Genomic DNA, 20,579 nt, shown 5'->3' with positions numbered 1-20,579 from the left:
CACAAAACTTAGGTGTACTTATTACACATAAGGTTTGGTTCTGAAAAAAATTGAAGTGTTTAAAATTTTGTGCCTTTTATGGTTAAAATAATGAAAGCTTAAACAATCTCGATGTATAATCAGATCTACTTTCTTTCATATTTCCAGTTTCTTCCTTTACCTTCGGCTATCCATTCCAGAGCCTGTTCCATTCTTTTATTTCTGGTGGCTTCTGTTTTGGCCTCCGTTATCCAGGAAATATATTCCTTTCTGAAGGACGGGGAAGCTTTTTTAAAAATTTCCAGCGTTTTAGGGCGGGCATTTAGAGCTGACTGAAAATAATCAGGAATCTCCATTTCTGTTTTGGATGGAGGTGCTTTTTTCATCTTTACACCCATATCTGTAAGCTCCATGGCTTCTTTAATGGCTCTTTTCAGCTGAGATGGGGATGGAAGATCTTCAAGACGGGTTATTTTTCCTAAGCTGAACATTGAACTCTTTTCAGCAGTTGTTTCTATTTCCTGTAACGTTTTCATTTCCTGATGCAGCCAGAATCCCATACTGCAGTATTGCTTGAAAGCGATAATGGAACATAAAATCTTCCCTTTATACATAAACGTAGGGAATTTCCATTTGATGGCTTCTTCCGCATCGGGACAGGCTTCGTGAATGATTTCACGGAGATAATGTAAGATAGGTTTTGCAAAATCCGGAGATTTTTCAATGTATTCATCAACGTTTATGCTGTGCTTTTCCATATTGTTTATTGGAATAGTTCTACAATTTCATTTACAAGGAACTTTACCTGATCAGGTCTTCCACGGTCATTTTTAGGATTGTTGGCATAGCTTCCGGTTTTTACAATAACCATATGATGCTCCGGAACCATAATGATATACTGTCCCTGCAATCCGAGGAAATAATAATGTTTGACCGGATTGTCATGATTAATCCAAAGCCCCATACCATAAATGTTTTCAGACTTTTCTGTAGGAGTTCTCATCTTTTCAATGAAGTCTGCGTTAAGAATTTGATGATCACCGGCCTTCCCGTTATCCAGAAACAGCTGTCCAAGTTTGGCAAAGTCTCTTGAATTGGAATGAATACAGCAATAGGCTTTTTCCATGCCGTAATCATCTGTGCTCCATTTGGCATTTTGTTCCATTCCCAAAGGAATCCAGAATTTTTCTGATAAATAGCTTGCCAATGGTTGGTTCAGCGCTTTTCGGACAGCAAAGCCAAGAAGTTGTGTAGAACCGCTCTGGTACTCAAATCTGGTTCCCGGTTCTTCTTTAAATTTCCTTGAGAATACAGCTTTTATAAGGTTTTTGGCATAGTAAGCCTTGGCATTGGGGAGAAAAGGATTGTTATAATTCTCATCCCAGTCCAGTCCGGCTTCCATTTGTGCTAGATTTTTAAGTGTAACCTGATTTCCAAATACTTTATTTTTAAATTCCGGGTAAAAATCCGACAGCTTTTTATCAATATCCGGAATAATGCCTTCTTCCAGAGCCTTTCCCAATAGCATTACCGTCACAGCTTTGGCCATCGAAAAAGAATTGGTTTGTGATAGCTGATTGTAGCCGCCCCAATACTGCTCGTGAAGGATTTTCCCATTCCTGATTACCACAAAAGCTGCTGTCCTGGAATGTTTTAAGTTTTCAACTAAATGTTTCGGTAATTCTTTTTTATTGTATTCGGGATCTTCCTCCCAGAGCCTGGGTTCTTCAGTAGCAACAGGATTGCTCGGGAAAAGATTTCCGTCATCAATGTATGCACTTGATTTTCCTTTCAAATAGGTTTTGGAAATACCATTAAATAAATAATCATATCCCAGAAAATAAGCAGCGGCAGCACCTGCCACAGCTCCGCCTATCATATACTTCAGTATTCTCATTTTTTCATGAATGGGTCTTTAACAAATTTAGAATAATTTGACTATAAAATTTAAAATGAACCCACAAATACGTTATTTTTGTTCTTATTGATGAAAACTATGACCAGAAAACTTTTTGTATTGGGTTGCTTTCTATTTTCGATCATTGGAATAGCCCAGATGTATAAGCCGATAGATACTGCAGATTATATACAGAGAAAAACATTTTTGAAGAATTTTGAAGGGAATAATGAAGCAACTGTGAAGAGGCTGAAGATGCAATATTCCGGGAAAACGGGCTCAGAATTATCCAAAATTTATAAAGAATTCGGTACTGACTTCGAAAAGCAGGTGAAGAATAAGGATTTCATTTTCAAATCTGAATTTGAAGCCAGCATACAATCTATGATTCAACGTTTGAAAAAGAATAATCCTAAGATTCCACAAGATCTGAAAATTCTGATTGCAAAGGACAATACTCCTAATGCTTATTGCCTTGCAGACGGAACTTTCGTCATCAATATGGGATTGTACAGCTGGTTGAATAATGAGGAACAGATTGCTGCAGTGATTTCCCATGAACTGGGACATAAAATAGAAGAGCATTCCCTTAAAACCTTTTTAAAAATCATTGAGCAGGATAAGCAGGATAAAATCGTGGTTGATAATATAAAGTCAACGACAACAAGCAGAAGCCAGAGCCAGAACCAAAAGGCTTTCGATATTTTTAAAAACAGAGTCTACAAGAAAAGCGTGGAAAGAAGACAAAACGAAATACAGGCAGATTCTTTAGGGTATGTTATTTTTAAAAACAGTGATTTCAGGAAAACAGAATTTGTAAACGCTCTTCAGAGATTACAGGATTTTGATACGATCTCTCCAAGAGAACTGAAGGTGGAAACCTACAAAAAGCTTTTTAATCTTCCCAAGCAGGCATTCAATGAAAAATGGATGAAAAAGGAAGACTTCTCACTGTATAACTACAACTTTTACAAAGAAAAGCTGAACAAAGATTCCCTGGCATCACACCCTGAAGTTTCCAGAAGAATAGAAATGCTTAAAAAAACATTTGCTGAACTGAAAACACCCGCTGCTTCTGAAAAACCTTCTGATCTGTTTGTCGCATTACAGAAAACAGCAAGGATGGAGATTTTACCTAATTATTTCCACTCGGAAGACTATGGATTAGGGATTTATGCTGCCATGCAGTTTTTGCAGGATGAAGAGGAAGAAAAATATTATAAAAGCTGGCTGGGAAAATGCTTTACCAAAATATACGAAGCGAGAAAAAATTATAACCTGAACCGGTATCTGGATCGGATAGAACCTAAAGATCAAAGCGAAAGTTACCAGCAGTTCCTGAACTTTATGTGGAATTTAAGCCTTGATGAAATAAAAAATATAGCAGATTTTTATCAAACGAATGAGACTTTAGCAAAGGTAAACTGATTTAATTATCTCTGATGAAATCTCAATAGGACCGGGCTTTAGCCCGTTTTTGAAATAATAAAAAAATCCACTGGCTTTAGCCAAACATAAAAGAAAGAACCCTGATATTTCGTCAGGGTTCTTATTATTTTAGTAATTTAATTTCTCCAGACGGATCTTATTAAACTTTTCCTTCTCGTTGTACTCACGAAGCAGGATATAGCCTTCTTTTCCTACATACGGAGTTACGGCATAATTGTCTTTTTCAGAAATCGGGATAATCTCCTGTTTGAACTTTCCGTCAATAATAGTATTGATAAACAGGTTCCACCTTTTCTGTTTCGTTACTTCATCTTTCTGATAGTCGCGGTAGAAAAACACTACATCTTTTCCTCCGTTGAGGTATTGTGAAAACAGATAATCACTGTTTACCCACTTTGATTTTTCCTTTTCAAAGACCTGAACATTTTTCACCTTGAAATCCTTATCGGTATAGATGTAAACAAGATCGGTGGTTTTCGGAGCGTTGTACTGGCCTGCAGGTTTATATTTTTCTGATAAAATACCAACACTTCCGTCATTCATAAAGTACATGTCTTTGGTCTGAAGCATATAACCGCTTTCTACCATTCCATATTTATCCACTTTGGGAAGGAAAGCGGAGATATTAGGCTCGTAATTGATGGCTTTCGTATCAACAGAAAAATCAGATTTATTGAGGATCATTCTTGCAAATCCTACAGATTCGGAATTATCATAATTTCTTCCCAAAAGAACTACTTTATCATCAAAGGTTTTGTCATTGTCAAGCTTTCGGTACCCTGAGTAGAAAGATTCAATATTGTCTATAGTATCATCAGATAACCCTGTAACGGGTTTGTTGGATTTTTCTTTACCTGTTTTCATATCCAGAACCATCAGACTGAATGTTTTCTGCTTGTCATTGACCTTCTTCATGATGCAGTACATGTAGTTCTCATCTCTTTCAAGAACAGATAAAGAAGTGTGAATTTTTTTGCTTCCGTCTGTATTGTATCTGTATCTCCAGACTTCTTTTTTATTCTCATCAAACTTCATTAGGCTGTTGCTGTTCTCATACTTGCCGTAATCTTTGTACTCAATAGCAAAATAACCGCCTTCTTTCAGTTCTCCGACAGCAGAAACATAGTTGTAACCTTTTTCTTTCTTCTCGTCACGGTTCTCTTTACGCTGTTCTTTCCAGCTTTTCGGCTCGTTGATCTCTTTGAAAGTACCGTTTTCCAGATAATCATAATATATTTTTCTGGTAATGGAGTTGGTTTTCGGGTCTATTACCATAGAAACCGGAGTGAAGACTTCTTTGCTTTTTACAAGGGAATAATCCATCATGGAAGGCTTTAGGATAATCTGTCCTTTGAAATCGACATAGCCTAAATAAGAGGCAGCCGTGATGTCTCCTTCAAATTCTTTATTGGCAACAGGGTTGAGGTTTTTGTCCAGTATCACATACTCGAACTTTTTGGTCTTGTCACCGGATTTTCCGTAAGAATATAGAGAAACGTAGCCGTAAAGGTTGTCTTTATCATCAAATAGAGCATTCATTCCCACGTGATCCCCGGCAGCTAGTGTTGTCAGGTCCTGGGTCTGGGAAAAAGCAAAGGTCTGGATCAGCCCAAACACCATTAGTGTTATTTTTTTCATGGTTAAAATTTGAGGGATAAAAGTAATAAATTAGCAGATATGTTGATAAAAAATAAAAAAGCCCTGAACCAGGGCTTTTAAATTATAATTGAGAAAGTAAATTTCTAAAGTTCGTTTTCTCATCAATGATTCTTCTCAACTCTGAAACAGGAACTCTTTCCTGCTGCATCGTATCTCTATCCCTGATCGTTACAGTGTGATCCGTAAGAGAGTCGTGATCCACCGTGATGCAGTATGGAGTACCGATGGCATCCTGTCTTCTGTAACGTTTTCCTATCGCATCTTTCTCTTCGTAGAACAGGTTGAAATCATATTTCAGGTCATTGAAAATCTTTTCTGCATATTCTGCCAAACCGTCTTTCTTCATCAATGGAAGAATAGCCGCTTTAATTGGCGCCAATGCAGGAGGTAAAGATAAAACCGTTCTTTCTGAACCGTCTTCCAATACTTCGTCTTTCAGACAATGAGAGAAAATGGAAAGGAATAATCTGTCTAAACCTACTGAAGTTTCCACCACATAAGGTACATAGTTTTCGTTTCTCTCAGGATCGAAGAACTGTAGTTTCCTGCCGGAATATTTCTCGTGAGCCTTTAAGTCGAAATCTGTTCTTGAGTGGATACCTTCTAATTCTTTAAATCCGAATGGGAAGTTAAACTCAATATCAGCAGCAGCATTTGCGTAGTGAGCAAGCTTTTCATGATCATGGAATCTGTAGTTCTCATCTCCCAAACCTAAAGCTCTGTGCCAGTTCAGACGTTTTTGCTTCCATTGCTCGTAGAATTCAAGTTCTGTTCCCGGAGCTACAAAGAACTGCATTTCCATCTGTTCGAATTCACGCATTCTGAAGATGAACTGTCTTGCAACAATCTCATTTCTGAATGCCTTACCAATCTGTGCAATACCGAAAGGAAGCTTGTGACGTGAAGTTTTCTGTACGTTTAAGAAGTTAACGAAAATACCCTGAGCTGTTTCAGGTCTCAGATAAAGATCCATTGCACTGTCCGCAGAGGCTCCCAGTTTAGTTCCGAACATCAGGTTGAACTGTCTCACTTCCGTCCAGTTTTTAGAGCCTGTGTCGGGATCTGCAATTTCAAGCTCTTCAATCAAAGCTTTTACGTCAGCAAGATCTTCATTTTCCAGAGATTTTGCCAGTCTTGAAAGAATAGTCTCTCTTTTTGCCCTGTATTCAATGATTTTAGGATTGGTAGCTACAAACTGATCTTTATCGAAAGCATCCCCGAATCTTTTCGCTGCTTTTTCAATCTCCTTTTTCTCTTTATCTTCAATTTTAGCACAGTAATCTTCTACCAGAACGTCTGCTCTGAAACGTTTCTTAGAATCTTTATTGTCAATCAATGGATCGTTGAAAGCGTCTACGTGGCCGGATGCCTTCCATGTTGTCGGGTGCATCAAAATTGCCGAATCAATACCCACAATATTTTCGTTAAGCTGTACCATAGCTTTCCACCAGTATTGTTTGATATTATTTTTTAGTTCGGCACCGTTCTGTCCATAATCATAAACAGCGGATAAACCATCATAGATCTCACTTGATGGGAAAATAAAACCATATTCTTTAGCGTGAGAAATCACTTTCTTGAAAACATCTTCTTGCTTTGCCATAATTTTTACGTCTGATGTGCAAAAATAGGAATTTGGATTCCAAAATCATGAAAATGAACAAAAAAAGCAGTAAATAAAAGTGTAAATAGTCACTTTTGTGATTTCAGGAGCCGGGAACCCGCTCTCCGTTGCAATTCCTCGCTCGGCGGCTCTGCTTCGCTCCGCCGCCTCACTGCGGGATTTTCTCTTTGATCGGGGCTATTAATAAAGGAATGTCTAAACCTAACAGGTTTTGAAAACCTGTTAGGTTTACAAACACGGCAGCATATAATATCAGCCGAAAATCTTTACTTTTGCCCCATGTTAGAAATTCTTTATCGCGACGAGCATATTATTGCCATTAATAAACCCAGCGGACTACTGGTTCACAAATCTTTCTATGCGGGAGAAGCCGATACATATGCTATTCAGGAGCTGAAGAAACAGATTGGGCAAAAAGTCTATCCCGTACATCGGTTAGACCGGAAAACTTCGGGGGTTCTTCTGTTTACTTTAGATAAAGACACCCTTAGAATCATGAGCGAGCAGTTTTCGTCACGTGAAGTAGAGAAGAAATATCTGGCCATCCTTCGTGGCTGGACAAAAGAAGAGGAAACGATTGATTATGATTTGGTTAATGAAAATGAAGTCAGACAAAATGCCGTTACAAATTATCGCCGTTTGCAGATTTCGGAAATAGATCTGCCATTTTTAAAACATCAGACTTCGAGATATTCTTTGGTAGAAGCCATTCCTGAAACGGGAAGATTTCACCAGTTAAGAAAACACTTTAAGCATATTCTGCATCCTATTTTAGGCTGTCGTAAGCATGGCTGCAATAAACAGAATAAGTTGTGGCTTCAGACATTTGGCATCAGCAAAATGACGCTTCATGCCCATCAGTTGATTTTTAATCATCCCATTTCCAACGAAAGAATTATAGTAAATGCTACTATAGATGACGATTTCAAAAGAGTAGGAGACATCCTGAAATTTGATTTGAATGCATACTCTTAGTTTAAAAATAAACTATTAAATCTACTAATTTCACCTGATCTCACTCCATTCAGAAATAGCGGAAATATTTCTCCACATTTTTTAACGCAATGTTCGCAAGTTTAATTATGTCTGCTTTTTATTTCCGATCGCAAGGGCACTTCGTTCAGCAAAAGCCGATAGCGTGTACTTTACTTAGTGAAACGCCTTTGCGAACCAAAATGTTTTCAGGATGATGATATTTCTTTGCGATGGTAGTGTTAAAATCTCACTCATTTGCAGCGTACACAGATTGTACCTATTGTTTTATCGCAATGCTCACAAAGTTTATTAATAAATAACTTTTATTTCCGATCGCAAGGGCACTTCGTTCAGCAAAGGCTGATAGCGTGTACTTTGCTTAGTGAAACGCCTTTGCGAACCAAAATGTTTCAGGGTAATCATCTTTCTTTGCGGTCGCAGCGTTAAAAAATCCCACTGATTTGTTGCATATATAGCTGTTTTCCAGCTTATAGATACTATAAATGAGCCATTTCGATAAAATATCATACATCAATCGGGCATTAATTTTAAAATGAGTAATTTTGTAAAACTTTTTTTCAATGTACAAATCGCTCATTCGTCCTATCCTTTTTAAATTCGATCCCGAAGATGTTCATCACTTTACCTTTTCGGTACTTAAGAATTTTGGATTTCTCACAAAATTATTTTTCCCGAAACCTGTTGAAGACAAACGTCTGGAAAGAGAAGTTTTCGGATTGAAATTTAAAAATCCTGTAGGACTGGCTGCCGGTTTCGATAAAAATGCTGTTTTGTTCAATGAACTGGCAGATTTAGGTTTCGGATTTGTGGAAATCGGAACTGTAACTCCAAGAGCACAGACTGGAAATCCTAAAAAAAGATTATTCCGTCTTATTGAAGATGGGGGAATCATCAACAGAATGGGATTCAATAACGATGGTCTTGAAGCAGCTATTGAAAAACTGAAATCCAACAAAGGAAAAATAATCATCGGTGGAAACATCGGAAAAAATACAGATACAAGCCCGGAAAGCTATACCCAGGATTACTTGGACTGTTTTGAAGGCCTTCATCCTCATGTCGACTATTTTGTACTGAATGTAAGCTGCCCGAATGTAGGAAGCCACGCGAAACTGGAAGATGTAGACTATCTGAGAGAGCTGATTACAGAAGTGAAAAAAATAAACCAGTCAAAAGCTGTACAGAAGCCTATACTCCTGAAAATTGCACCGGATCTTAATAACAACCAATTAGACGAAATCATTGAGTTGATTGCTGAAACAAAAATTGATGGTATTGTAGTTTCCAATACATCAGTAAACAGAGAAGGTCTGAAAACTTCTCCGGAAGTTTTGGAACAGATTGGCAACGGAGGACTGAGCGGAAAACCTATCCGTGAGAGAAGCACGAAAATGATCAAATATCTTTCTGATAAAAGCAACAGGGCTTTCCCGATCATTGGAGTGGGAGGAATACATTCTGCAAAAGATGCTATGGAGAAATTAGATGCAGGAGCAAGCCTTATTCAGTTATACACCGGATTTATTTATGAAGGTCCGCAACTGATCAACGATATCAATCAGGAACTTCTGAAAAGAGCAGGCAGATTACCAAGATAAAATAAAAGAGAGTCTATATGGCTCTCTTTTTATTTTGATTTTATTACGGATGCATGTTTCATATCTACAGTAAGTGTATGAGCCGGAGCCGTATCAGATTTTCCTATTTTATAGTATATGGTTTGTCTGTCTTTGGATTTTGTTTTGGTGACATCATAAATATTTTCCAGGCAGCTTTCGATCAGGAATTCTTCATAATTTTTATAATTCCAGTCCTTTGTAAAATGCAGAACCCTGTAACCTTTTTCTCCTTCGCTTGCACCACATCGCCCGCAGGCATTAAAGTTGGAAGTTTGTTCAAAATAAAGAAGAACCCTGTTTCCGTTTTCCCCGGATGCATAGGAAATCAGTTCATTTCCTCCTGCTTTGTTGATAAAGTCGTACGTATTGATCTTTTTATTATTAGGTAAATACAGATAGTTATTGAGGCGGTAGATCATAGCATTGCCTGTAAATAATTTTACCGGCTGCTCTTTTTTACCCATATAAAAATGCCCGGGAATCGGGTTGCTGTTAGTGTTGAGGTTTTCAAATAGTATAGACTCCCGGGGAGCCAGCTTCTGTGCTATTTCATCTGTTTGCCCAACTTTCTGCATAGAGGTGATCTGCTCCTTTAACAGCCTGGCATTTTGTTTTTGCTTTGTTCCAAAATTATATAACGAGAGACTTCCATAATAATCATAAATACCGGTGAGTGGGATTTTCTTTTTGTACTTATCGTAATAGTACCACCCGTCCACATAGTGCTGATACTGATCACAGTCTACCACACCTGTGTAGTTGAGTTCAAGGGTAATCGGTATTCCTCCGATTTCTCCAGTAAATGTCTGGGAAGAATCCGTTACTTTTTTTAATTCAACTTTTTGGCAGAGGGCAAATGTGAGGAAACAAAAAAAGAATGCAGTGAAAACTTTTTTCATGGTTGAGTATCGTGGATATTAGTTTTTTTAAATGAAAAAGTGAGCAATGGTGTAGATAATCAACCCTACAAGGCCTCCTACAAGTGTTCCGTTGACCCGGATAAACTGAAGGTCTTTTCCTACTTCCAGTTCCAGTTTTTCACTGAGCTCTTTTCCCTGCCAGTTACCGACAGTAGTACTGATGAGGTTCCCGAACTGATGCGTATTTTTCAGAATATATTTATAAGCCGTCACCCGAACCCAATGATCAATTTTATTCTGAAGGTTTTCGTCTGTCTTTAGGTTTTGAGCAAACTCATTCAGGTTTTTTGAAAGGTAGTTCTTCAGTGCGGAATTTTCTTCCTGAAGTTCTTTGATCAGTGTTTTTTTGATAGAAACCCAGATATCATTGGAATATTCATCCAGTTTATCATTTTTCAGGAGACCGTTTTTGATGGTTTTAAATTCTTCATCCCATTTAGGATCTTCTTTCAGCTCAACAGAGAATTCATGAATTTTCTGTGTAATCAATGCTCTTACTTCATGCCGGGGATCTTCTTCTATTTCTTTGAAAAAATCAGAAAGTCCGTCGGCAATTTTATCCGCAATTTTATTATCTACAAAAGAAGGAATGAAGGAGTAACTGCCTTTTTTTACGCGGTCTTTAATCATTTCATCGTTTTCAAGGATGTATTCTTTGATCTGTTTGGAAAGATTGGTGATGATTCTCTGGTGATCATTTTTTTCAAGAATATAGTGAATCCCGTTTCCGACCACCTTATTAAGCTTAATATCATCTGTCATTTCCGATACCTTTTTGCTGATAAACTGGCTCACCGTAGAATCGTCCAGTTTGTTAAGAATATCCAGTACAATATCGGACAGGTTTCTCAGTAATATTTCCTGGTTTTTTTCTTTCCCAAGCCACTCGCCGGCGAAATTGGAGACTTTGAGTTTTTGAATATAAGGCCGGATGTTCTGTGGAGAAAGAAAATTACTCACTACAAAGCTTCCCAGATTATCCCCTAACCTTTGTTTGCTGTTTTCAATAAGGTTGGTATGAGGAATCGGAAGCCCAAGAGGATGACGGAACAGTGCCGTTACTGCAAACCAATCGGCCAGCGCACCCACCATTGCTGCTTCGGCAAAAGCCCGTACATAGCCGACCCAATGAGAGTTGTCAGACTTCTGTAAAATAGTGGTAACGATGAAAATAACGGCCATCAGAACAAATAATCCTGTGGCAAATGCTTTATATTTTCTGAGCTGTTTTCTTTTTGCTTCGTCATTCATATTCTCAAATTTACTAAATTTGGTTATGAAACCGTTTAATCTTAAAAAAAGCTTTTAAGCTTCAAACTTTTGCGGTTAAACCATAAAATTTGTAATGAAATTTTTAGTTTCACTCATCCTATTATTTTTTCTGCAGGCATGTGCGCAGAAATATGAACCCATTAAAAAAACTCTTATGGAAAATACAGAAGCAAAAAGCAATCCATACTACTCCAGAACCGATACCACAAAACTTGATGTTTCCAATGAAGAATGGAAAAAAATCCTCGCTCCGGATCTATACGCAATCGCCAGAGAAGCAGCAACAGAAAGAGCTTTTACCGGAAAATATAACGAGTTTGATGAAATTGGGGAATACTATTGCGCTGTGTGCGGAAATCATCTCTTTCGGTCTACCTCAAAATTTTCCAGCAGCTGTGGCTGGCCGAGTTTCTTTGAAGCAGATAAAGAAGGCGTATATTATAAAAGAGACCAGTCCTATGGATGGACAGAGTGGAGGTGCTTTGCAAAAGATGTGATTCCCACCTGGGGCATGTTTTTGATGCTGGCCCGAAACCTACCGGATTACGATATTGTATGAATTCTGTGAGTCTGGAATTTGTTCCGGATTCTCAAAAATAACTGCTTTAATTCACAAAATCAGGACGTTAAAGTTTCTTAAATAGCGTTAAACTTTTTAGAGTTATAACTCCTTGGTAATTATGTTTTTATAATTTTGCCCCACTAATTTGGATTTATATATTATTGAATGAAAGGATTTTATAGCGTACTAGGCCTTGTTTACATGGTGACGACTTCATTCTACATTTCTCCAAGAGTGGTGGTGAAAAGTGAGAATGTCAAAACAACGAAAACTGAAAAAGTAGCTGAAACGAAATCTGAGAAGGGCACAACAGCCATATCTTCATCAGAAGCACTATACCAATCAATCGCATTTGACCCCGAACATGAACTGAATTATGAAGTGTTCTCAAAAGCATTGACTGGCTATGAAAATTTAAAAAAAGCAGGATTGCTTACCCAGGACTCGCATTTATTAACTATCTGCGATTTTTCTATGTCTTCCAACATGAAAAGACTTTGGGTAATTGATCTTAAAGACAAAAAAGTTCTGTTTAACTCATTGGTGGCACACGGAAAAAACACAGGTGAAGAATTTGCGACGAATTTTTCTAACAGGGAAAGTTCGCTGCAGAGCAGCCTGGGATTTTATATCACAGATGCAACCTATCAGGGGGATAACGGATATTCTTTGAAATTGCTTGGAATGGACAAAGGCTTTAATGATGCTGCCTACAGAAGAGCAATTGTACTTCATGGAGCGGATTATGTAAGTGATGCATTTGCAGCCATGCACAAAAGAATCGGAAGAAGCTGGGGGTGCCCTGCTGTACCAAGAGAACTGACGCAGTCTATCATTAATACCATTAAGGGACGAAACTGCCTCTTCATCTATTATCCCGATCAGAACTATCTTTCTTCTTCAGAATGGTTGAAAGCATAAAATAAAAGCAGTCAGTTTTTGACTGCTTTTTTATTTTTTGGAGGGAAATTCTACAGTAAATACACTTCCTTTTGAGACTTCAGAATCTATTGTCAGTTTTCCTTCGTGTATTTCTACAATTCTTTTTACAATGGAAAGACCGATTCCGTTTCCTTTTTCGAAGCTCTTATTGGAGCCACGGTAAAAAAGATCAAAAATTTTTGAAAGATCTTTTTCTGAAATACCGATTCCATGATCAACAAAACGGATTTTTATATGTTCTGTTTTGGTTTCTATTTCAATATGACAGCTTTTGTCCGCCGAATATTTACAGGCATTTTCCATCAGATTTGAGAAAGCAACCTGCAGCAGGTAAGGATTGCCATAGAAATCATAATTGTTTTCATCATCGTCTGAGGCATTGCCCATATAATTGATTCCGATTTTGTAACCGGCATTTTTCTGCAGCAATGCAAGCTTGGCTTCTGCCAGAATTTCATCCAGGCGCAGATTGGTAAAACTGATCTGTGATACATCATAGCTGGCTCTGGCGAAATCCAACAAAGCAGAAGATAGTTCCGAAGCATCATTGGCATCCTGAAGGGCATTGTCAATAGAAAGCTTATAATCATCCAATGTTACGTTAAGCTCCTTGGCAAGCTCCAGTTCTGCAATGAGCGTAGAAAGAGGAGTCCGGAACTCATGCGAGATCGTGGTGACAAATTGTTTATGGTTGTTAAAGGATTTTTCGAGCCTGTTGAAGGTAGAGTTAAAAGTTTCCGTCAGTTCATAAATCTCATCTTTTGCTTTGGGAATATCCAGCCGTTTATTCAGATTATGCTCTGAAATATCGCGGATCTGGAGAATAATATCCTTTAAAGGTTTAAGCGTGTAATAGGAAAAAAGAAATCCTATAATAAAAATAATAACGATCGAACTGATATAAATGATGATAATATCTTTTTTAAATTCATAAATATGAGCATTTCCCGTGACGTCTACCGCACTTCCGATAATATAATATTTTTCTCCGTTTGACTGAAACTGAATGGCAATGTACTGACGGTCACCTTGCTGCCAGAATATTCTGTTTTTATGGGATCTGATCATTTTATCCAGATACTTTTCATTGCTTTTGAGAGGAGGAACATCTGTGAAGGTGAGCTCTTTTTTACTGTTATAAACACTGATGTCTGCTTCATTCAGCAGTTTTTGGTTACGCTGGTGAAGTTCACGGATTTTTTCATCACTGATTCTGGCATCAAATATAAATTCTGAACGCAGATCACTTTGTATCCCAGCCGGTCATTGAATTCATCTTCCCTGTTTTTTTCAGAAACAAAATAAAGAACATAGGCAAACAAAAAAAGAATGCCCGCCGTAAGGATGGAATAGATGAGCGCTGTTCGGGTTGCTATTTTCATAATTGTGAAGCAAAAATAAATCCTACTCCGGGTTTGGTGTGAATCAGTTTATGATCAAAATTTTTATCAATCTTTTTCCGCAGATAAGCAATATAAACATCAATATAATTCGTTCCGGTGTCAAAATGATTTCCCCATACATTTTCTGCAATTTCCTCACGGGTAAGAATTCTTTCTGCATTGTTTACCAGAAAAACCAGGAGCTTAAATTCTTTGGGAGTGAGTTCTATTTCCGCTCCGTTTCTGAAAACCCTGTTGAATTTCTTATCAATCTTAAGGTCATAATACTCAAGATCGGTCAGATATGCTTCCTTATTTTTAGCTGATCTTCTCTGCAGAATAGCTTTGATTCTCACATAGAGCTCCCGGATCTCAAAGGGCTTTACCATATAGTCATCTGCTCCGGCGTCAAATCCTTCAATTTTTTCATCAATCGTCCCCAGAGCGGTAAGCATGATGATGGGAAGGTCAGGATATTGCTGTTTGATCAGTTTACACAGGTCAATTCCACTCATTTTTGGGAGCATAATATCCGTAATGGCGAGATCAAATGTTATTTTATTCAGCAGAACAATTGCATCTTCTGCATCTTCCGAAATATACACCTGATATTGCTGGCTTTCCAGCCCTCTTTTTAAAAGCCCTGAAACACGTGAATTATCTTCTACAATTAAAATTTTCATAAAGAAATACTATGGCTGTGTGTTGGTTTTTTAAATGTTTTTTTGGTTTTAAAAGCCTGACTTTCATTTATTCCCCAAGCACTGTACAAAGGTATTTTATATTTTTCTTTTATCAGAAAACATTAGCTCTTTTAATAGTTTTCTATAAGGTTTCTAATAGATTTCTAATACCTGTACGGACATTCCCGATCTAATTTTGTCCCGTTGAAATCAACAAAAGATAAGAATAGAAAAATTATGAAGACTACCTCTTTCAAAACAGCAATTGCGTTGTTTTCCTTATTGGGATTGATGGGGAAATTAGAAGCCCAGAAAAAAAATGATTTTAATAATCCCGGATTGACTCATTATTTCAATGAAGATCACTCAAGATATATTTCCTTTAGCGGATATGCAGAATTGTGGGCCAGATATACCCAGCTTAATCCGGGAAGCCTTGTCAATAACGAAGCAAAGTCAGATCTGTCTGACCTTTCGCTCAGAAGAGTTCGTGTGAAAATGACTTATAAGCCAACAGAAAAGCTGATGTTTGTATTGCAGGGTGGAACTACCAACGTGAACGTAAATGCCAAAGGGAGTAATTATTTTGACCTTCTGGATGCTTATGCTGAATATGCTTTTAATGATAAAATTGCTTTTGGTGCGGGACGTTCCACGTGGCGCGGCCTTTCAAGATTTACTACAGGACCATTGAATACGCTGTTATACGACCTGCCGGCTTACGCAACCTCCAATGCCGGTACTACAGATTATACCGTAAGGGAATTGAGTGCCTATATTAAAGGACAGCTTGGAAGATTTGATTATCGTCTGGTCGTGGCCGATCCTTATACCATGGCAACCTCTGACCCGAAACTGAATGTAGCTTCTTTTAGCAAGAACTCGCCTGGAAAAGAATTCTCAGGATATTTCAGATATGCTTTTTTAGACAAGGAAAATATTTCCACCCCTTTTAATTCCGGAACGTATGTAGGGAAGAAGAATGTGCTAAGTCTTGGAGCCGGTTTTGATTATATCCACAATGCATTATGGCATCTGGATTCCGTTAAGAATACAGTGAATGATGATATGAAAAGCTTTGCGGTAGATTTATTTTATGATGCACCGCTGAACAAAGAAAAAGGAACGTCAATAAGTGCTTATGGAATGGCAATGCATAACGACTATGGACCCAATTATATCCGGTATGTGGGAACCAACAATCCCGCAACTTCTGTAGATGTTACGCAGGCAAGCCTGAATGGAGCAGGAAACGCAATGCCTGTTATCGGAACCGGGAATACGTATTATGTGCAACTGGGAGGAACCCTGCCTTATCTGGATAAAGAAAAGAAAAGTCTTCAGCTTCAGCCTGCTGTAGGAATGCAGCTGTCAGATCTGAAAGGGCTTCATGATAATGCAGTGATCTATGATGCCGGAGTTTCTCTTTTGATGAATGGAATGTCTTCCCGTTTAACCTTTGACGCTCAAAACCGACCTGTTTATACCAATGACCCTTCAAACAATGCTGTAGTTTCTGACAGGAAATGGCAGTTTGTCCTTAAATACAGAATAGATTTTAATTAAAATAAATGACAATGGAAAGAAGAAAATTTTTATTCCGTTCAGTTCAGGCTTCTGCCTTGCTGCTGGTTTCAGGAAATATGTTTGCCTCTGCTTTACCCATGTTTAACCCTATAAAAAAGAAAAAAGTGTACTTCCATTATTTGTTGTTCTGGCTTAGAAAGGATCTTTCGGAGGCCGAAGTAAAAGAATTTGAAAATTTTTTTGAAGGCCTTAAAAAGCTTCCTTATCAGAAGAATCTCCGTTACGGAAAACCCGCAGCTTCCAGTCCGAGAAACGTTTTAGACAGTACATTTACTTATAATGTTTCTATGGAATTCGATAGCCTGGAAGAGCTTGAAGCGTACGGAAAACTTCCTGAGCATCTGGCTTTGGTTCAGAAATATAAACCATTCTTTGACAGAATGCTGGTTTACAATACTGTTTATAATTAAAAATAAAAAATTAAATTTATAATGAAAAACATCATTAAGGGCTTAAGCCTTGTTTTAGTAGTAACTACTGTAGGATTTATGAATGCACAACATAAAAAGCACAATCATGTGAGCGTCACTGCGGAAGCCTCCACAGAGTTTATTCCTGCCATAAGATTAATTAATAATCCTGACGGGTCATGTACTTTTGAAAAAGGAAAAATACCTACTCTTAAACATATGAATACCACAACATTCTGGATGAGAAATAAAACGGAAGAGTGGGAAAAAAATGCACACCCGGCTCCCAGAAGACAATATGTGATTACCATCAAAGGAAATATAAGATTTAAAGTAACAGATGGCTCCACTTTTATGATTAAACCGGGAATAGTTCTTCTTGCTGAAGACCTTAAAGGAACCGGCCACAGCTGGGATATGGTGAAAAGCAAAGAGTGGGAGAGACTCTATATTCCGATTGCCGAAAATGCGGATGATTTTTTTATCCCGGATGCTCAATAATTTTCAAGTCAATCTCTTTTTAAGGGGAACATATAATTCGTTATGTTTTGAAGCAGTCAGTTTTTGACTGCTTTTTAAGTTTTAAACTGCAAAAAAATCCCTGCATGAAAACCATGCAGGGATTTCCAATTATCTAATCAGATTAGCTGAATTTCTTAAATACTACAGTCGCATTATGTCCTCCGAATCCGAAGGCGTTGCTCAATGCAAAATTGATGTTCTTTTCTTTCGCCTCACCAAATACAATATTGATATCCTTAGGAATACTCTCATCAATATTGTGAAGATTGATTGTTGGAGGAATAATCCCATTCTGAATTGCTTTGATTGAAAGAATGGCTTCTACCGCGCCGGCAGCCCCCAGCAAATGCCCGGTCATGGATTTTGTGGCACTGATATCAAGATTCTTGCTTCCTTTAAACGCTTTGTTGATGGCTGTTAATTCAATCGTATCTCCAATCGGAGTAGAAGTAGCGTGCGGATTAATGTAATCAATATCTTCCATATTGGCTCCTGCTTCTTTCACTGCAAGCTGCATTGCTTTAATCGCTCCCACACCGTCAGGATGAGGTGCTGTCATATGATAAGCATCCGCAGTCATTGCTGCTCCCGCTAATTCTGCATAGATTTTTGCTCCTCTGGCAACAGCATGCTCATATTCCTCAAGAACCAGAGCTCCTGCACCTTCACCCATTACAAAACCATCTCTGTTTACATCATAAGGACGGCTGGCTGTTGCAAAATCATCATTTCTTGTAGACATTGCCTTCATAATAGAGAATCCTCCGATGGAAGCCGGTGTAATAGCTGCTTCAGAACCACCACTGATGATAACTTTGGCTTTCCCGAGACGGATATAGTTGAAAGCGTCCATCAATGCTGTATTTCCAGTAGCACAGGCAGAAACCGTAGTATAATTAATCCCCTGAAGGCCATATTTCATGGAAATCATTCCTGATGCCATATTGGCAATGAATTTCGGAACGAAGAACGGATTGAAACGTGGTGTACCATCACCCGCTGCAAAATCCATCACTTCTTTTTCGAAGGTCCACATTCCACCCTGTCCTGTTCCCCAGATTACTCCGGTATCAAACGGATCCATTTTTTCAAGTTCCAGCCCGGAATCCTGGATTGCTTCTGCTGAAGCGTACATCGCATATTGTGTAAACAAGTCACTTCTCTTGATTTCATTGTGGTTCAGATATACTTTAGGGTCAAAGTTTTTTACCTCACAGGCAAAATGTACTTTAAATTTTTCTGTATCGAAATGGGTGATGAGTCCTGCGCCGCTGACTCCCTTAATGCTGTTTTGCCAAAATTCTTCGACATTATTTCCCAAAGGCGTCACTGCGCCCAGACCTGTAATGACAACTCTCTTCATACTTAGTTATTGATTTTGAATAAATTGGAGGTTCCTCTTGCGATTAATCGTGTTTTGTCTGCGTTCCATATTTCGCATTGTGCATTGACGAATTGCTTACCTCTTTTAATGATTTTAGTTTCGGCTACAATATTATCATTTTCTTTTGCAGTTGAAAAATAATCGATGACATTATTTATCGTGGTAATGAAAGAATTTTCATTTAAAGAAAACATCGTAGCGCCAATGATATCGTCTATAATGGCAGCGGTAACTCCACCGTGAAGGTTTCCGACAGGGTTCAGCCATTCCGGTCTTATGGTATATTGAAATTCCAACTGGCCTTCTTCTGCAGAAAGAACAACAGGATTGAGCCATTTCATAAAAGGAGAGGGTGACTGGTCAAATTCTTTTCCGATGAATTGCTTTAATTGTGCTAATCTATCCATACGTAAGTTTTTATTTTTCTAAAATCATCGTTACTCCCTGTCCGCGGGCTGCACAGATGGATATAAATCCTTTTCCACTGCCTTTTTCATGAAGTAGTTTTGCCAGGGTTGCGATAATTCTGCCACCTGTTGCGGCAAAAGGATGTGCGGCTGCAAGGCTTCCTCCTTTTACATTCAGTTTACTTCTGTCAATCGTTCCAAGGGCTTTTTCCAATCCGAATTTTTTGGCCAGCTCGTCATTTTCCCAGATTTTTATAGTGGCTAAAACCTGTGCAGCGAATGCTTCGTGAATTTCATAATAATCAAAATCAGACAGATTCATTCCTGCTTTTTTCACCATTCTTTCTGCCGCAAAAACCGGTGCCAGAAGAAGATCCTGTTTATTTTCAACATATTCTATTCCTGCCAATTCTGAAAAGGTGATATAAGCTAAAACAGGAAGGCCATTGGCTTTTGCCCATTCTTCACTGGCCAGCAAAACTGCTGAAGCTCCGTCTGTAAATGGCGTTGAATTTCCGGCTGTTAAAGTTCCGTTCTGCTTGTCGAAGGCAGGTTTCAGCTGTGAAAGCTTTTCAATGCTGCTGTCACGTCTTAGGTTATTATCCTTATCCAGACCGAAAGCGGGAGTAATCATATCGTCAAAAAATCCCTCATCATAAGCTTTTGCCATATTCTGATGGCTTTTTAAGGCGAGTTCATCCTGTTCCTGTCTTGATATATTGTAATATTTTGCAGTGATTTCTGTATGTTCACCCATAACAAGGCCTGTCTTGGGCTCCTGTCCTTTGTAGGGAATAGGCATCCAGTCTTTCAGTTTCGGACTCAGTAATTGTTTTAATTTTCCAAACGCTGACTTTTCTTTATTAGCTTTCAGCAGGGCTTTTCTTAAACGGGGTGAAGATTCAAAAGGTATATTGCTCATGGCTTCCACACCACATGCAATACCACAGTCTATCTGGCCCAGAGCAATTTTATTTCCAATATAAATGGCCGCCTCAATTCCCGTGTCGCATGCCTGTTGAAGGTCACATGCAGGAGTTGCAGGATCCAGCGTTGTATTCATTACGGTTTCTCTGATGAGGTTGCTTTCAGAAATGTGTTTAATTACAGCACCGCCGGCAACTTCCCCGAGTCGCTTTCCTTTGAGGTGATAACGGTCTATCAATCCGTTCAGGGAGGCAAGAAGGAGATCCTGGTTCCCCTGTTCCGAATAAGCGGTATTCATTCTGGCAAAAGGAATTCTGTTGTATCCTACAATAGCCACTTTTTTTGTTTCCATATTATA

Annotated in this window: 19 protein-coding genes and 1 pseudogene; 8 read left to right on the top strand and 12 right to left on the bottom strand. The window is 38.4% G+C overall.

Annotated features, from left to right (window positions below; genetic code table 11):
• Nucleotides 1-125: 125 nt before the first annotated feature.
• Nucleotides 126-737 carry a YdeI family protein gene (locus tag ACE3RB_RS06480; RefSeq protein ID WP_374463483.1) on the bottom strand — a complete coding sequence of 204 codons (612 nt, stop codon included), beginning with the start codon at nucleotides 735-737 and terminating at the stop codon, nucleotides 126-128.
• 5 nt (nucleotides 738-742) lie between these two features.
• Nucleotides 743-1,876, bottom strand: a complete 1,134-nt coding sequence (locus tag ACE3RB_RS06475) for a serine hydrolase domain-containing protein (protein ID WP_374463482.1) — start codon at nucleotides 1,874-1,876, stop codon at nucleotides 743-745.
• A gap of 99 nt (nucleotides 1,877-1,975) precedes the next feature.
• Between ACE3RB_RS06475 and ACE3RB_RS06470 the strand changes: the two genes are divergently transcribed.
• Nucleotides 1,976-3,304 (top strand): M48 family metalloprotease, encoded by a 1,329-nt coding sequence (locus ACE3RB_RS06470; RefSeq protein ID WP_374463481.1) that lies wholly within the window; start codon nucleotides 1,976-1,978, stop codon nucleotides 3,302-3,304.
• Between the two features lie 129 nt (nucleotides 3,305-3,433).
• Here the strand turns inward: ACE3RB_RS06470 and ACE3RB_RS06465 are convergent, their stop codons facing one another.
• Nucleotides 3,434-4,963: a hypothetical protein gene (locus tag ACE3RB_RS06465; protein WP_374463480.1), complete on the bottom strand. Its 1,530-nt coding sequence runs from the start codon at nucleotides 4,961-4,963 to the stop codon at nucleotides 3,434-3,436.
• A gap of 82 nt (nucleotides 4,964-5,045) precedes the next feature.
• Nucleotides 5,046-6,587: a glycine--tRNA ligase gene (locus tag ACE3RB_RS06460; RefSeq protein ID WP_374463479.1), complete on the bottom strand. Its 1,542-nt coding sequence runs from the start codon at nucleotides 6,585-6,587 to the stop codon at nucleotides 5,046-5,048.
• A 300-nt stretch (nucleotides 6,588-6,887) separates the two neighbouring features.
• Between ACE3RB_RS06460 and ACE3RB_RS06455 the strand changes: the two genes are divergently transcribed.
• Nucleotides 6,888-7,583, top strand: coding sequence for a pseudouridine synthase (locus ACE3RB_RS06455; protein WP_374463478.1), 696 nt, complete (start codon nucleotides 6,888-6,890; stop codon nucleotides 7,581-7,583).
• Between the two features lie 581 nt (nucleotides 7,584-8,164).
• Nucleotides 8,165-9,202 carry a quinone-dependent dihydroorotate dehydrogenase gene (locus tag ACE3RB_RS06450; protein WP_374463477.1) on the top strand — a complete coding sequence of 346 codons (1,038 nt, stop codon included), beginning with the start codon at nucleotides 8,165-8,167 and terminating at the stop codon, nucleotides 9,200-9,202.
• Nucleotides 9,203-9,231: 29 nt separating this feature from the next.
• Here the strand turns inward: ACE3RB_RS06450 and ACE3RB_RS06445 are convergent, their stop codons facing one another.
• Both ACE3RB_RS06445 and ACE3RB_RS06440 read right to left on the bottom strand, forming a co-directional pair.
• Entirely contained in the window at nucleotides 9,232-10,122 is an 891-nt protein-coding gene (locus ACE3RB_RS06445; protein ID WP_374463476.1) for a hypothetical protein, read from the bottom strand.
• A gap of 27 nt (nucleotides 10,123-10,149) precedes the next feature.
• On the bottom strand, nucleotides 10,150-11,394 hold the full coding sequence (locus ACE3RB_RS06440; RefSeq protein ID WP_374463475.1) for a DUF445 domain-containing protein: 1,245 nt from the start codon (nucleotides 11,392-11,394) through the stop codon (nucleotides 10,150-10,152).
• Between the two features lie 175 nt (nucleotides 11,395-11,569).
• Between ACE3RB_RS06440 and msrB the strand changes: the two are divergent.
• Together msrB and ACE3RB_RS06430 are read left to right on the top strand one after the other, a co-directional pair.
• Nucleotides 11,570-12,015 (top strand): annotated as a pseudogene (gene msrB, locus ACE3RB_RS06435) (peptide-methionine (R)-S-oxide reductase MsrB).
• Nucleotides 12,016-12,142: 127 nt separating this feature from the next.
• A complete protein-coding gene (locus tag ACE3RB_RS06430; protein WP_374463474.1) occupies nucleotides 12,143-12,898 on the top strand; it encodes a murein L,D-transpeptidase catalytic domain family protein in 756 nt (251 codons plus the stop codon).
• Nucleotides 12,899-12,928: 30 nt separating this feature from the next.
• Here the strand turns inward: ACE3RB_RS06430 and ACE3RB_RS06425 are convergent, their stop codons facing one another.
• From ACE3RB_RS06425 to ACE3RB_RS06415, 3 genes are all read right to left on the bottom strand, one after another.
• A complete protein-coding gene (locus ACE3RB_RS06425) occupies nucleotides 12,929-13,987 on the bottom strand; it encodes an ATP-binding protein (protein ID WP_374463473.1) in 1,059 nt (352 codons plus the stop codon).
• Between the two features lie 92 nt (nucleotides 13,988-14,079).
• Nucleotides 14,080-14,301: a hypothetical protein gene (locus ACE3RB_RS06420; protein ID WP_374463472.1), complete on the bottom strand. Its 222-nt coding sequence runs from the start codon at nucleotides 14,299-14,301 to the stop codon at nucleotides 14,080-14,082.
• Nucleotides 14,298-14,984, bottom strand: a complete 687-nt coding sequence (locus tag ACE3RB_RS06415) for a response regulator transcription factor (protein ID WP_374463471.1) — start codon at nucleotides 14,982-14,984, stop codon at nucleotides 14,298-14,300. The genes ACE3RB_RS06420 and ACE3RB_RS06415 overlap by 4 nt, the downstream gene beginning before the upstream one ends.
• 237 nt (nucleotides 14,985-15,221) lie before the next feature.
• Here ACE3RB_RS06415 and ACE3RB_RS06410 point away from each other — a divergent pair, with 237 nt between their 5' ends.
• Genes ACE3RB_RS06410 through ACE3RB_RS06400 form a run of 3 tightly spaced genes read left to right on the top strand, consistent with a single transcriptional unit; the run spans nucleotide 15,222 to nucleotide 17,482 of the window.
• Nucleotides 15,222-16,550, top strand: a complete 1,329-nt coding sequence (locus ACE3RB_RS06410; protein ID WP_374463470.1) for a hypothetical protein — start codon at nucleotides 15,222-15,224, stop codon at nucleotides 16,548-16,550.
• 11 nt (nucleotides 16,551-16,561) lie between these two features.
• Nucleotides 16,562-16,981, top strand: coding sequence for a Dabb family protein (locus tag ACE3RB_RS06405; protein ID WP_374463469.1), 420 nt, complete (start codon nucleotides 16,562-16,564; stop codon nucleotides 16,979-16,981).
• A gap of 21 nt (nucleotides 16,982-17,002) precedes the next feature.
• Nucleotides 17,003-17,482, top strand: a complete 480-nt coding sequence (locus ACE3RB_RS06400; protein WP_374463468.1) for a hypothetical protein — start codon at nucleotides 17,003-17,005, stop codon at nucleotides 17,480-17,482.
• 142 nt (nucleotides 17,483-17,624) lie between these two features.
• Here ACE3RB_RS06400 and fabF read toward each other — a convergent pair whose 3' ends face one another.
• Genes fabF through ACE3RB_RS06385 form a run of 3 tightly spaced genes read right to left on the bottom strand, consistent with a single transcriptional unit; the run spans nucleotide 17,625 to nucleotide 20,573 of the window.
• Complete coding sequence (gene fabF / locus ACE3RB_RS06395) at nucleotides 17,625-18,866, bottom strand: beta-ketoacyl-ACP synthase II (RefSeq protein WP_374463467.1); 1,242 nt, start codon at nucleotides 18,864-18,866, stop codon at nucleotides 17,625-17,627.
• A gap of 2 nt (nucleotides 18,867-18,868) precedes the next feature.
• On the bottom strand, nucleotides 18,869-19,294 hold the full coding sequence (locus ACE3RB_RS06390; RefSeq protein ID WP_047427123.1) for a PaaI family thioesterase: 426 nt from the start codon (nucleotides 19,292-19,294) through the stop codon (nucleotides 18,869-18,871).
• Between the two features lie 10 nt (nucleotides 19,295-19,304).
• Nucleotides 19,305-20,573: an acetyl-CoA C-acetyltransferase gene (locus ACE3RB_RS06385; RefSeq protein WP_374463466.1), complete on the bottom strand. Its 1,269-nt coding sequence runs from the start codon at nucleotides 20,571-20,573 to the stop codon at nucleotides 19,305-19,307.
• Nucleotides 20,574-20,579: the final 6 nt, after the last annotated feature.

It is taken from the genome of Chryseobacterium sp. (assembly GCF_041914225.1).
Classification (GTDB): Bacteria; Bacteroidota; Bacteroidia; order Flavobacteriales; family Weeksellaceae; genus Chryseobacterium.
This window is presented reverse-complemented; position numbering and strand designations above follow the sequence as displayed.